The sequence below is a fragment of the Verticiella alkaliphila genome (genome assembly GCF_018904615.1).
Taxonomy (GTDB): domain Bacteria; phylum Pseudomonadota; class Gammaproteobacteria; order Burkholderiales; family Burkholderiaceae_B; genus Verticiella; species Verticiella alkaliphila.
On the sequence record NZ_JADCNH010000015.1, the window covers coordinates 42,681 to 54,658 of the forward strand.

At 66.1% G+C, this 11,978-nt stretch carries 12 protein-coding genes and 2 pseudogenes; 3 read left to right on the top strand and 11 right to left on the bottom strand.

Annotated features, from left to right (window positions below; genetic code table 11):
* Window positions 1-26: 26 nt before the first annotated feature.
* On the bottom strand, window positions 27-404 hold the full coding sequence (locus tag IMZ29_RS11650; protein WP_216183912.1) for an AtuA-related protein: 378 nt from the start codon (window positions 402-404) through the stop codon (window positions 27-29).
* The gene (locus IMZ29_RS11655) at window positions 401-1,783 is read right to left on the bottom strand and encodes an acyclic terpene utilization AtuA family protein (protein WP_216183914.1); all 1,383 of its coding nucleotides are present in this window, start codon (window positions 1,781-1,783) and stop codon (window positions 401-403) included. The genes IMZ29_RS11650 and IMZ29_RS11655 overlap by 4 nt, the downstream gene beginning before the upstream one ends.
* A gap of 69 nt (window positions 1,784-1,852) precedes the next feature.
* Between IMZ29_RS11655 and IMZ29_RS11660 the strand changes: the two genes are divergently transcribed.
* A complete protein-coding gene (locus tag IMZ29_RS11660; protein WP_216183916.1) occupies window positions 1,853-2,746 on the top strand; it encodes a LysR family transcriptional regulator in 894 nt (297 codons plus the stop codon).
* Between the two features lie 3 nt (window positions 2,747-2,749).
* Here the strand turns inward: IMZ29_RS11660 and IMZ29_RS11665 are convergent, their stop codons facing one another.
* On the bottom strand, window positions 2,750-3,340 hold the full coding sequence (locus IMZ29_RS11665) for a helix-turn-helix domain-containing protein (protein WP_216183917.1): 591 nt from the start codon (window positions 3,338-3,340) through the stop codon (window positions 2,750-2,752).
* Between the two features lie 125 nt (window positions 3,341-3,465).
* Here IMZ29_RS11665 and IMZ29_RS11670 point away from each other — a divergent pair, with 125 nt between their 5' ends.
* Both IMZ29_RS11670 and IMZ29_RS11675 read left to right on the top strand, forming a co-directional pair.
* The gene (locus IMZ29_RS11670; RefSeq protein ID WP_216183919.1) at window positions 3,466-4,239 is read left to right on the top strand and encodes an aldolase; all 774 of its coding nucleotides are present in this window, start codon (window positions 3,466-3,468) and stop codon (window positions 4,237-4,239) included.
* A 34-nt stretch (window positions 4,240-4,273) separates the two neighbouring features.
* Window positions 4,274-5,358: pseudogene (locus IMZ29_RS11675) on the top strand (TRAP transporter substrate-binding protein).
* Between the two features lie 33 nt (window positions 5,359-5,391).
* On the opposite strand, the gene IMZ29_RS11680 reads toward IMZ29_RS11675, so the two are convergent.
* The 8 genes and pseudogenes from IMZ29_RS11680 to atpE form a co-directional block, all read right to left on the bottom strand.
* Window positions 5,392-5,766, bottom strand: coding sequence for a S8 family serine peptidase (locus IMZ29_RS11680; RefSeq protein WP_216183921.1), 375 nt, complete (start codon window positions 5,764-5,766; stop codon window positions 5,392-5,394).
* Between the two features lie 193 nt (window positions 5,767-5,959).
* Window positions 5,960-6,373, bottom strand: coding sequence for a F0F1 ATP synthase subunit epsilon (locus IMZ29_RS11685; protein ID WP_216183923.1), 414 nt, complete (start codon window positions 6,371-6,373; stop codon window positions 5,960-5,962).
* Window positions 6,374-6,476: 103 nt separating this feature from the next.
* Complete coding sequence (gene atpD / locus IMZ29_RS11690) at window positions 6,477-7,898, bottom strand: F0F1 ATP synthase subunit beta (RefSeq protein WP_216183925.1); 1,422 nt, start codon at window positions 7,896-7,898, stop codon at window positions 6,477-6,479.
* A gap of 80 nt (window positions 7,899-7,978) precedes the next feature.
* Window positions 7,979-8,857 (bottom strand): F0F1 ATP synthase subunit gamma, encoded by an 879-nt coding sequence (gene atpG, locus IMZ29_RS11695; protein ID WP_216183927.1) that lies wholly within the window; start codon window positions 8,855-8,857, stop codon window positions 7,979-7,981.
* Window positions 8,858-8,907: 50 nt separating this feature from the next.
* Window positions 8,908-10,448: pseudogene (atpA, locus tag IMZ29_RS11700) on the bottom strand (F0F1 ATP synthase subunit alpha).
* A 35-nt stretch (window positions 10,449-10,483) separates the two neighbouring features.
* Window positions 10,484-11,026 (bottom strand): F0F1 ATP synthase subunit delta, encoded by a 543-nt coding sequence (locus IMZ29_RS11705; RefSeq protein ID WP_216183929.1) that lies wholly within the window; start codon window positions 11,024-11,026, stop codon window positions 10,484-10,486.
* A gap of 17 nt (window positions 11,027-11,043) precedes the next feature.
* Window positions 11,044-11,514, bottom strand: coding sequence for a F0F1 ATP synthase subunit B (locus tag IMZ29_RS11710; protein ID WP_216183931.1), 471 nt, complete (start codon window positions 11,512-11,514; stop codon window positions 11,044-11,046).
* A 99-nt stretch (window positions 11,515-11,613) separates the two neighbouring features.
* Window positions 11,614-11,856 carry a F0F1 ATP synthase subunit C gene (gene atpE / locus IMZ29_RS11715; RefSeq protein ID WP_216183933.1) on the bottom strand — a complete coding sequence of 81 codons (243 nt, stop codon included), beginning with the start codon at window positions 11,854-11,856 and terminating at the stop codon, window positions 11,614-11,616.
* Window positions 11,857-11,978: the final 122 nt, after the last annotated feature.

Here is an 11,978-nt window from a genome sequence, read left to right on the forward strand (position 1 = left end):
GGGGTCGGGCACGCGTTGCGCGGGCGTCAACCGGGAAAGCCAGGAAGCCCGGCAGCGACGTCTGCCGGAAGAGGGACCGGCATGGCCAGCAGATGAAAGGACAGCGTCTTGCCGTGCGTGTCCAGGTTGAGGGCACCGTTGACGCCGCCATCGAGCACGTCGTCCAGCACCAGGTTGAGCGCATGCAGACGCGGCAATACGTACCGCCGCACCGAGCCGGGCTGACGATCGCCGAACCACGCGGCCACGCGCTCTGGCGTGACCGTGCGCTCGATCCAGGCAAAGAGATCCGGGCGATAGGCAATGACGCTCAGGCAGGAAATGTCGCCTTTGTCACCGGCGCGGCTATGCGCCAGGCGGTACAGCGGCACGAGCTCGGTCGACGTCGCGGGAATGGCGCTCATGCCGTCGTCTCCTCCAGAAAATGCCAACCAGCACGCACGAGCTCGCGCGGGATCGCGCACGTGAGCAATTCGAGACGCTGGCGGATGGCGGTGCGCACACCGCCGCCGCCCGCCGGGCCGCAGGTGTACAGCGCCGTGACTTCGCGCAGAATGCGGCGCGCGACCTCGGCATCGGCATGCTTGCCGGCCACACGCAGACGCACGTCTGTCGCCGCGCCGGGCTGCGCTCGCCCCGCGGCACGACCCTCGTCATCGGCAAGCACACTCATCACGCCGATGAGGTCGATGCGTACGGGCAATGCACCATCGAGACGGCGGCGCACGATATCGCCAGCGAGGCGCGCGCGCGCCTCGGCGTTCGGCCCGGCGTAGGAAATCTCGGCCTCGGCCAGCCAGCCGCCATGGTGATAGGCATTGACCTTGAGCGTGGGCGGACGCGCCGAGCCCGTCACGCCGCGCAGCGCGACACGGTCCGGGCCGACGGCCTCGAGCCAGGCATCGGTGATGTCGGCCACGACGTCCGGCGTGAGATAGCGCCCGGGATCATGGACTTCATAGAGCAATTGTTCCGTGACGGTACGCACGTCCACGCAGCCACCGGTGCCTTGTGCCTTGGTGATGACGCACTCGCCGTCGGCATCGATCTCGGCGATCGGAAAGCCCGGGTCATGTGGCATCGGAACGTCCTTCATGCCGGGATCGCAGAAGTACCCGCCCGTGACTTGTGCGGCACATTCCAGCAGGTGCCCCGCCATCGTGGCCCGGCCCAGTCGCTCCCAATCGTCCCAGCCCCAGCCGTAGTGCGCCACGGCCAGGCCGAGTGTGAGGGCCGGGTCGGCCACGCGGCCGGCGACGACGATGTCCGCGCCTGCCGACAGCGCACCGGCGATCTCCGCGGCCCCCAGGTAGACGTTGGCGCTAACCAGCGTCACGGCGTCCACGGCAGGGCCGATGTTCTCGCGCAGGGCCGCTCGATGCTCGGGCGTATCCACATCGTCTCCTGTGACGATGGCAATGCGCGGCGTGCGCAGGCCCAGCTCGCGCGCCAACGCGGCGATGCGCCGGGCGGCAGCGGGCGGATTGGCCGCGCCGAAATTGCCGACGATGCGAATGCCGTGTGCCAGGCAATCGGCCAGCACGGGGCGCAGCAACTCGACCAGCAGCGGCTCGTAGCCGGCTTCCGGATCCGCGCTGCGCGCCTGCTGCGCCAGTGCCAGCGTGCGCTCGGCGAGCGTCTCGAAGATGAGCGCACAGGCGCCGCCCTCGGCCACGAGCGTGCGCACCACCGGCCCGGCCCCGTCGGTGCGGTCGCCGGAAAAACCCGAGCCGCAGCCCACGCGCAGCAGAAGGGAGGAATCGAAAAAGGCATCGGCAGACATGCGGCCCACTATAGGCAGCACCCAATCATCCGTAAAATCGAAATAAGGATGATTTGATAGGAACGACAAATGAATCTGTCGACCCGACAGCTACGTGCTTTCCTGGCGCTCGTGGATGAGCGTCACTTCACCCGGGCAGCCGAGCGCAGCCATCTGTCGCAGCCTGCCTTCAGCGCGCTGATCCGGGCGGTGGAGTCAGAAGCCGGCACGCGGCTCTTTGACCGCACCACGCGGCACGTGGAGCCAACGCCCGAGGGCCTGATGCTGGCGGCTTCGGCCCGTCGGCTCCTGGCCGACTTCGAAGGTGCATTGGCTGAACTTCACGAGCATCATGCCCTGCGGCGCGGCCGGGCCAGCATCGCCGCCCTGCCCTCGATCGCGGCCGGCTGGCTGCCGCCGCTGCTGGCGCGATTCCATGCCGAACATCCCGGCATCGCCCTGCACGTGCGGGACGCTTTGCTAGAGCCGTGTCTTGCCCTGGTGCGCGAAGGTCAGACGGATTTCGCCATCGCAGCGCAAGGCGCCGACATGGCGGGCCTGGCCACCGAACTCTTCTGCCGGGACCGCTATCACCTGGTGTGCCGCCATGACCACCCGCTGGCCGAGCGCGCCCGCGTGCGGCTGGCCGACGTGGCAGGCTATCCCCTGGTGCAGATGGCAGGCTCGAGTAGCGTGCGCCAGCGCCTGGACCAACTGGCCAGGGACACCCCGCTGGCCACCGCCTTCGAAGTCGAGCACCTGGCGACGGCCAACGGTCTGGTGCTCGCCGGCCTGGGCGTTGCCCTGGTGCCCGCGCTGACCCTCTTTCAATTCCGCCACGACGAGCTCGTCACCCGCGCACTGCAGGGCCGGGAACTGCAGCGCTCGCTCTACCTGGTGCGGCGCAAAGGGCGCAGCCTCTCCCGCGCAGCCCAGGGGCTGTATGAACGCATACGCGAGGCGCGGCCGCTCGGCACTGATTAGGCCTCAGCCACCATCGATCACCACCAGCGCGCGCGCGGGCGCCTCCCCCACCGCCTTCAGGCTGTGATCCAGGTAACCCGGAAAGCGCACGCTATCGTCACGGGCGAGCAACACCGTGTGCTCGCCAAAGCGCACCTGCACCTGGCCTTCCAGCACGAAGATCGTCTCCTCGCCGGCATGGTGCGCCACCGCACGCTCACCGTGCGAGCCGACCTGCACCAGCATGACGGCAGGACCGCCAGGCCGCGACCCTGGCGAGATCGCGGCATAGCGATGGCCGCCATCGCCGGAATCCAGAGCGTGCTCGGGGCGCTCGTCCGCGCGGACGATCACCACCTCGTGCCGGGGGTCGAATTCGCCCAGCAGCACCGATAGCGGGACATTGAGCACGCCTGCCAGCACGTGCAGCGACCCCACCGACGCCGACTTCTCCCCGCGCTCGACGCGGGACAAAAAGCCCTTGTCCAGCCCCGCCTCCTGGGCGCATTGCGCCAGCGTCATGCGGCGCTCGCGACGCAACGCGCGTAGCCTCAGGCCGATCTGGGCGGGCGTGGGCGGAAGCGAGGATCGGGCAGCGGCCGGGATGCGGGGCATGGGGATGAACAAAGCGGAAACGCTGCATGATGCCACCAAGCCGGCTCCCCCAGGCAAACCCGGGTTGACGTCCTGGACAACCGATTGTAATTTGGACAACTTGTTGCCCATCAGGAACTGTCACTATGCAAGCCTCCGACGCCGATCTGCATCGCCGAGTGGATCGAGAGATCGCCGAGCGCATCACCCTGCCCTCCTGGACGCTCACCGAGCGTCTGACCCTCGCCTGCCGCATGCTCGCCGAACAAGGCCACTGGCACGGCGGGCTCGCCGGACAGATCACGGCCCGCGGCGAGACACCGGACAGCTACTGGACGCTGCGCTTTGGCGTCGGCGCCGACGAGGCGACGCCTGCCGAACTCATCGAGATCGACGGCGATCTGCAGCCGCGTGATGGTCGGTCCATGCCCAATCCGGCGACACGATTTCACATCTGGGTGTATCAGGAGCGCCCGGACGTGAACTGCATCGTGCACACCCACCCGCCCGCGGTCACGGCCTTGTCCATGACCGGCGAGCCGCTCAGCGTCGCGCACATGGACGCCACGCCGTTCCACGGCGACTGCGCCTATCTCGACGATTGGCCAGGCCTGCCCATCGGCAACAGCGAAGGCGAGATCATTGCGAACGCCCTGGGCAGCAAGCGCGCCCTGCTGTTGGCCAACCACGGTCTGCTCACCGCCGGCAAGACGATCGAAGAGGCCGCCGTCATGGCGATCTGGCTGGAACAGGCAGCGCAGGCGCAATTGCGCGCGCGAGCCGTGGGCCCCGTCAAGGCCGTCCCGGCAGAGCGCGCTCAAGGCGCACACGATTTCCTCGTCAAGCCCGAGATCACCGGACTGACGTTCGCCTACTTTGCCCGGCGCGTCCTGCGCCAATCCCCTGACTGCCTGGGCTGAGCCCGCCCGCGCCCTCACTTACGCCGGAGTTGCCATGCAGCGTCGCCGCTTCCTGACCACCGCGTCGCTGGGCTCCGTCGCCCTCGCCGCGCCCGCCATCGCGCAGACTGAACCCACCATCCAGTGGCGCATGCCCAGCAGTTTCCCGCGCTCGCTCGACACGGTGTGGGGCGCGGCCGAACGCATCGCCGAACAGGTGGCGGCGCTCACGGACAACCGCTTCACCATCCGGGCGTTTCCGGCCGGCGAAATCGTGCCTGCGCTGCAGGTGCTGGACGCCGTGCAGACCGGTGCCGTGCCGTGCGGCCATACGGCCGGCTTCTACTACCTGGGCAAACAGCCCGCGCTGGCGTTCGACACCGGCGTACCGTTCGGCCTCACGCCGCGTCAGCAGGATGCGTGGTTGCGCCACGGCGGCGGCGATGCCCTCATGCAGCCGCTGTACGCCCAATTCAACGCGATCGCGATCCCGTGCGGCAACACGGCGCCCAGATGGGTGGCTGGTTTCGCAAGCCGATCGACAAGGTCGAGGATTTGAAGGGGCTGCGCATCCGCACGCCCGGCCTGCTCAGCAAGGTCTACGAAAAGCTGGGGGCGATCCCGCAGCAGATCGCCGGCAGCGACATCTATCCGGCGCTCGAGAAAGGCTCGCTGGATGCCGTCGAGTTTGTCGGACCCTTCGACGACGAGAAGCTGGGTTTCGCCAAGGTGGCGCAGTATTACTACGGCCCTGGCGTGATGGAGCTCGGGGCAAACCTGGCCTTCACCGTCAATCGGGACGCCTGGGCCGGCCTGCCGCCCCGCTACCAGGCCGTGTTGCGTGCGGCCTGCGCTGAAGCCGCGGCCGATCTGCTGGCCAAGTACGATGCCAACAATATCTCGGCATTGCGCCGCCTGATCGCCCAGGGCACGCAACTCAAGAGCTGGCCTGTACCGGTCATGCAGGCCATGCAGGACGCCACGCGTGCCGTGCTGGACGAGTACGCCGCAGCCGACGCGAGCTTCGCCGAGGTGCTGAAATCGTGGCGGACGTTCCGCTCGGATCAGCTCCTGTGGGCGAGCGTGAATGATGGCGCGGCGTCCCAGTTCCTCATGAGTACGCGACAGAAAGGGGTGTGATCGCTCCGGCCGACGCGACGTCGCCCGTCACACTCACCGCCGCGGCACGTGAGGCTGTGCGTTGATGACGTCGGGCTGCTCGCGCAGGCGTCGCGAGGCCTCCTCGGCCGACATGCCCTCAGGCGGGGCCACCAGAGCGCCGTCGATCACGCCCAGCGTCTGCACCATGCGCACACCGACCGCATCGTTGGCCGTCTGTGCACCAAAGGAGCGCGGCCCCTGGCGGTACTGCACGACGACGAGGTTGGTGGTCTCGGCTGCCGGGGGCGAGGCAGGTGCCCGCACGCCACGTTCACCACCCATCCATGTCGGCATCCAGGCACACCCCGACAGCACGGTGGCCGCCAGGCCGCAGAGAACGAGCGGCCGCAGACCGGCCAGACGACGACGAGGGAAAGACGCAGGCATGGGGGAGCACCGGAAAATGGCGAAACCCCAAGCATAGCAATGACGCGCGGTGCCACCGCGCGGCGACGTGACGTGCGGGGTGTAGGCCGCGATCGTGTGCCTCAAAAAACAAAACCCGCCAGCGGCCTTGACGGGCCGGGCGGGTCCAGACGCCACCCACCGGCGCAGACCGGCGGGCGAACATGCCAAGCGATCAGCGACCGCGAAGCTTGCGGATCGCGGCGAGCTGGGCAGCCAGCATCGCGAGTTCGGCTTCGACGACGGCGACTTCGGTCTTGTCCTTGGCTTGGCGCAGCGCTTCCTCGGCCTGCTGGCGTGCAGCCACAGCCTTGGCTTCGTCCAGATCCTGCGAGCGGATCGCGGTATCGGACAGCACCGTGACGGTACCCGGTTGGACTTCGAGCAGACCGCCAGCGACGAAGACGTGCTCTTCGCTGTTGTCGGCACGCACGATCTTGACCGTGCCAGGACGGATGCGCGAGATCAGCGGCGTGTGACCGGGCAGAATGCCGAGTTCGCCGGCTTCGCCCGGCAGGGACACGAACTTCGCCTCGCCGGCGAACAGCGAGTGCTCGGCGCTCACGACATCGACGTGAATGGTTGCCATGGGGCTATTCCTCGTGGAGCATCGCGCAGGCCGAACGACCCGGCCTGGCATTGCAAAGGGTTCCGCAGGGCCGCCCCCAGAGGGCGGCCACTGCGCGAACGGATTACTTCAGGGTCTTGGCCTTCTCGAAGGCTTCATCGATCGTGCCGACCATGTAGAAGGCCTGCTCGGGCAGTGCATCGCACTCGCCTTCGACGATCATCTTGAAGCCACGGATGGTTTCCTTCAGCGGCACGTACTTGCCCGGGGCGCCCGTGAACACTTCGGCCACGTGGAACGGCTGCGACAGGAAGCGCTGGATCTTACGCGCGCGGGCCACGGCCTGCTTGTCTTCCGGCGACAGTTCGTCCATGCCCAGAATCGCGATGATGTCGCGCAGTTCCTTGTAGCGCTGCAGCGTCTGCTGCACGCCACGGGCCACGGCGTAGTGCTCTTCGCCCACGACTTGCGGGTCGAGCTGGCGGCTGGAGGAATCGAGCGGATCGACGGCCGGGTAGATACCCAGGGCGGCGATGTCACGCGACAGCACGACGGTCGAGTCCAAGTGGAGGAAGGTCGTGGCAGGCGACGGGTCGGTCAAGTCATCCGCCGGCACGTACACGGCCTGGATCGAGGTGATCGAGCCAGTCTTCGTGGAGGTGATGCGCTCTTGCAGACGGCCCATTTCCTCGGCCAGCGTCGGCTGGTAGCCCACGGCGGAGGGCATACGCCCCAGCAGTGCGGACACTTCCGTACCGGCCAGGGTGTAGCGATAGATGTTATCGACGAAGAAGAGGATGTCGCGGCCTTCGTCGCGGAACTTCTCGGCCATCGTCAGGCCGGAGAGCGCCACGCGCAGACGGTTGCCGGGGGGCTCGTTCATCTGACCGAACACCATCGCCACCTTGGACTCGGGCAGGTTGTCCATCTTGATGACGCCAGCTTCTGCCATTTCGTGGTAGAAGTCGTTGCCTTCACGCGTACGCTCGCCCACACCGGCGAACACCGACAGACCGCTGTGGGCCTTGGCGATGTTGTTGATGAGTTCCAGCATGTTCACGGTCTTGCCCACGCCGGCGCCGCCGAACAGGCCGACCTTGCCGCCCTTGGCGAACGGGCAGACCAGGTCGATCACCTTGATGCCGGTTTCGAGCAGGTCGACCGAAGGCGACAGCTCGTCGAATGCAGGCGCTTCCTGGTGGATGGCGCGACGCTCGTCGGACAGGATGGGGCCGACTTCATCGATCGGGCGACCCAGCACGTCCATGATGCGGCCCAGGGTGCCCTGACCCACGGGCACCGAGATCGGCGCGCCGGTGCCGGTCACGGCCATGCCGCGACGCAGGCCGTCGGACGAACCCATGGCGATGGTACGCACCACGCCGTCGCCCAGCTGCTGCTGCACTTCGAAGGTCAGACCCTTTTCGGCGTACGCGGAGCTCTCGTCGGCCAGGGTGAGGGCATCATAGACCTTGGGCATCTGGTCGCGGGGGAACTGAATATCCACCACGGCGCCGATGCACTGGACGATGGTTCCGTTGCTCATGTCGATTCCTTGTGTAGTGAGATGCACCGCCATTCGCGTCGCACCCCGCAGTTTCCTGTTCGTGTTCGGATGCGCTCGCCTCAAACGGCGGCGGCACCCCCCACAATTTCCGAAATTTCTTTGGTGATGGCGGCTTGACGGGTCTTGTTGTAGACCAGTTGAAGCTCGCCGATCACCTTCTTGGCATTGTCAGAGGCTGCCTTCATCGCGACCATGCGGGCGGACTGCTCCGAGGCCATGTTCTCGGCCACGGCCTGGTACACCAGAGCTTCCACATAGCGCAGCAGCAGCTCGTCGATCACCGTCTTCGCGTCGGGCTCATAGATGTAGTCCCACGCGTAGCTGCTCTTCTCGGCTTCCGACTGCTGCAGGCGCTCTGCCGACAGGGGCAACAGCTGCTCGAGCACGGGTTCCTGGCGCATCGTGTTAACGAAGCGGTTGTAGGCCAGGTACACGGCATCGATCTTGCCGGCTTCGAAATCGTCGAGTTGCACCTTGATGGCGCCGATCAGACGTTCGAGATGCGGCGTATCGCCCAGCTGCACTTCCTGCGACACCAGGTTCACGCCAAGCCGGGTCAGAAACGCCAACCCCTTGTTGCCGATCGCCGTGACCTGCAGCGCCACGTTGCTCGCGTCGTATTCCTTGATGCGATTGAGCACCGAGCGCAGCACGTTCGTGTTCAGACCCCCGCACAGACCCTTGTCGGTGGTGACCACGATGATGCCCGCGGACTTGATCTCACCCGTTTCCTGCAGGTACGGGTGGACGTAGTCCGGGTCGGCCTGCGACATATGGGCGGCGATGTTGCGCACCTTGTCGGCGTACGGACGAGCCGCGCGCATCCGATCCTGCGCCTTGCGCATCTTGGATGCGGCGACCATCTCCATCGCCTTGGTGATCTTGCGCGTGTTTTGCACGCTCTTGATCTTGGTACGAATTTCCTTGATTCCGGCCATAGCTTAATCCTAGACCCGGGGCAGCCAGTTGCCTGGCCGCCCCTCGGTGTTTAGAACGAACCGTTCTTCTTGAAGTCCTTGATGGCCTCGACCAGCTTGGGCTCATCGTCCTTCGACAGTTCCTTGGTGTCCTCGATGCGGCCGATGAGGTCGGCATGCTTGGACTTGAGGAAGTCCTTCAGGCCCTTCTCGAACGGCAGCACCTTTGCCACGTCCACGTCGTCCAGATAGCCGTTGTTCACGGCGAAGAGCGACACGGCGAGTTCCCACACCTGCAGCGGCTGGTACTGGGGCTGCTTGAGCAGCTCCACCACGCGCTTGCCGCGCTCGAGCTGGCGGCGGGTGGCTTCGTCCAGATCGGAGGCGAACTGCGCGAACGCAGCCAGTTCACGATACTGGGCGAGGTCGGTACGGATACCGCCCGACAGCTTCTTCACGACCTTGGTCTGCGCAGCACCACCGACGCGGGACACGGAGATACCGGCGTTGATGGCCGGGCGCACACCGGCGTTGAAGAGGTCGGTTTCCAGGAAGATCTGGCCGTCGGTGATCGAGATCACGTTGGTGGGCACGAAGGCCGACACGTCACCGGCTTGCGTTTCGATGATCGGCAGCGCCGTCAGCGAACCCGTCTTGCCCTTGACCTCGCCGTTGGTGAACTTCTCGACATACTCTTCGTTCACACGAGCGGCACGCTCGAGCAGACGGGAGTGGAGATAGAACACGTCGCCGGGGTAGGCTTCGCGGCCGGGCGGGCGGCGCAGCAGCAGCGAGACTTGACGGTAGGCCCAGGCCTGCTTGGTCAGGTCGTCATAGATGATGATGGCGTCTTCGCCACGATCGCGGAAGTACTCGCCCATCGTGCAGCCGGAGTAGGCAGCCAGGTATTGCATGGCGGCCGATTCGGCAGCCGGCGCAGCGACGATGATCGTGTATTCAAGGGCGCCGTCTCTTCGAGCTTGCGCACCACGTTGTTGACGGTCGACGCCTTCTGGCCGATCGCCACGTACACGCAGGTGATGCCCTTGCCCTTCTGGCTGATGATCGTGTCGACGGCCACCGCGGTCTTGCCGGTCTGGCGATCGCCAATGATCAGCTCGCGCTGACCGCGGCCGATCGGCACCATGGCGTCGATAGCCTTCAGGCCGGTCTGCACCGGTTGCGAGACGGACTTACGGGCGATCACGCCCGGCGCGACCTTCTCGAGCACGTCGGTCATCTTCGCGTTGATCGGGCCCTTGCCGTCGATCGGCATGCCCAGCGCGTTGACGACACGACCCTTGAGCTCGGGGCCCACCGGCACTTCCAGAATGCGGCCGGTCGTCTTGACCGGATCGCCTTCGGAGATCTGGGTGTACTCACCCAGGATCACGGCGCCGACGGAGTCACGCTCGAGGTTGAGCGCGAGACCGAAGGTGTTGTTCGGGAACTCGAGCATTTCGCCCTGCATCACATCGGACAGACCGTGGATGCGGGTGATGCCGTCAGTGACCGACACCACGGTACCTTGGGTGCGGATATCGGTCGACGCGCCCAGGCCCTGGATACGGCTCTTCAGCAGTTCGCTGATCTCGGACGGATTGAGTTGCATGGATAGACTCCTGGAATCCTGTTGGCCGGCGCCTGTCAGTTGGCGACCAGCGAATCGCGCATGCGCTCGAGCTGCGCACGCACCGAAGCGTCCAGCACCTGGTCGCCCACCGCGACGCGCACGCCGCCGATCAGCGCGGGCTCGACGCGCACGATCGGCTTGAGCTTCAGACCAAATTTCTTCTCGAGCCCGGCGAGCAGGTCGGCCACCTGCGCGCTGGTCAGCTCGTACGCGCTCGCGATGTGCGCGTCGGCAACGCCTTCGTGCCGGTTCTTCAGCTGGCCGAACTGCACCGCGATCTCGGGCAGCAGGTCAAGCCGGTCATTCTCGGCAAGAAGGGAAAGGAAATTCGCGGCCGTCGGGGAGACGGTCGACTTCACCAACGAGCCCAACAGCCCGGCGCGCGCGGGGGCGTCCAGGCGGGGGTCGGCGAGGGCAGCCTGCACCTCGGGGTGCTCAGCGGCCTGCGCCATCTCGTTGACCAGCGCCGCCCAGGCTGCCAGGTCGGCACCGTCGGTGCGCGCGGCGCCGAACAGAGCTTCGGCGTACGGCCGGGCGATGGTAGACAGTTCAGCCATGGTTCGGCATCCGGGGGTTAGAGTTGCGCCTTGAGCTGGCCCAGCAGGTCGGCATGCGCCTGCGCGTTGACTTCACGGCGCAGGATCTGCTCGGCGCCCTTGACGGCCAGATCGGCCACGGCATCGCGCAGCGCCGCACGGGCACGCTGGACTTCCTGTTCGGCTTCCTGCTGAGCTTGTGCCACGATGCGGGCACGCTCGGCTTCCGCCTCGCGGCGAGCCTGCTCGATCAGCGCAGCAGCCTGCTTCTCGGCGTCCGCCACGCGGGCCTGGTTCTCGGCCTTGGCGGAAGACTCCAGCAGACTGACACGGGCTTGCGCCTGTGCGAGATCCGCGCGGCCACGCTCGGCATCGGCCAGCCCGGCAGCGATTTTCTGGCGGCGCTCTTCCATGGCCTTCGTCAGCGGCGGCCACACGAATTTCATCGTGAACCAGCCGAGAATGAAGAACACGAGCATCTGAAAGATGATCGTTGCGTTCAGATTCACGGTCGTTTCCCTATAGCAATGATGCGTCAGTCGTGGCGGCGGCACCTCGGCCCATCGGACCGCCACGCCTTGTTTAGCGCGAGGCTTTCAGCCTGTTGCTTAGGCCACGAACGGGTTCGCGAACGCGAACAGCATGGCGATACCCACACCGATCAGGAACGCGGCGTCGATCAGACCAGCCAGCAGGAACATCTTGGTTTGCAGAGCGTTCATCAGCTCAGGCTGGCGAGCCGAAGCTTCCAGATACTTGCCGCCCATGATGGCGATACCGATGCAAGCACCGATGGCGCCCAGGCCGATGATGAAAGCGCAAGCGAGAGCAACGAAAGCGACGTCGGTCATGACAACTCCTAGGAAATGAAATCAGAAGCGAAAACAAGGTTGGAAATTGGTGAGGTCCCGGAAGAATGGAACCGCACCCTGCACCCGGTATGACCCGGCGTTTTCGGTACATGTCAGCGCCG

Coding starts and splice junctions, on each gene's coding strand:
- IMZ29_RS11650 (WP_216183912.1), bottom strand. CDS start 404: ATGAGCGCCATTCCCGCGACGTCGACCGAGCTCGTGCCGCTGTACCGC.
- IMZ29_RS11655 (WP_216183914.1), bottom strand. CDS start 1,783: ATGTCTGCCGATGCCTTTTTCGATTCCTCCCTTCTGCTGCGCGTGGGC.
- IMZ29_RS11660 (WP_216183916.1), top strand. CDS start 1,853: ATGAATCTGTCGACCCGACAGCTACGTGCTTTCCTGGCGCTCGTGGAT.
- IMZ29_RS11665 (WP_216183917.1), bottom strand. CDS start 3,340: ATGCCCCGCATCCCGGCCGCTGCCCGATCCTCGCTTCCGCCCACGCCC.
- IMZ29_RS11670 (WP_216183919.1), top strand. CDS start 3,466: ATGCAAGCCTCCGACGCCGATCTGCATCGCCGAGTGGATCGAGAGATC.
- IMZ29_RS11680 (WP_216183921.1), bottom strand. CDS start 5,766: ATGCCTGCGTCTTTCCCTCGTCGTCGTCTGGCCGGTCTGCGGCCGCTC.
- IMZ29_RS11685 (WP_216183923.1), bottom strand. CDS start 6,373: ATGGCAACCATTCACGTCGATGTCGTGAGCGCCGAGCACTCGCTGTTC.
- atpD (WP_216183925.1), bottom strand. CDS start 7,898: ATGAGCAACGGAACCATCGTCCAGTGCATCGGCGCCGTGGTGGATATT.
- atpG (WP_216183927.1), bottom strand. CDS start 8,857: ATGGCCGGAATCAAGGAAATTCGTACCAAGATCAAGAGCGTGCAAAAC.
- IMZ29_RS11705 (WP_216183929.1), bottom strand. CDS start 11,026: ATGGCTGAACTGTCTACCATCGCCCGGCCGTACGCCGAAGCTCTGTTC.
- atpE (WP_216183933.1), bottom strand. CDS start 11,856: ATGACCGACGTCGCTTTCGTTGCTCTCGCTTGCGCTTTCATCATCGGC.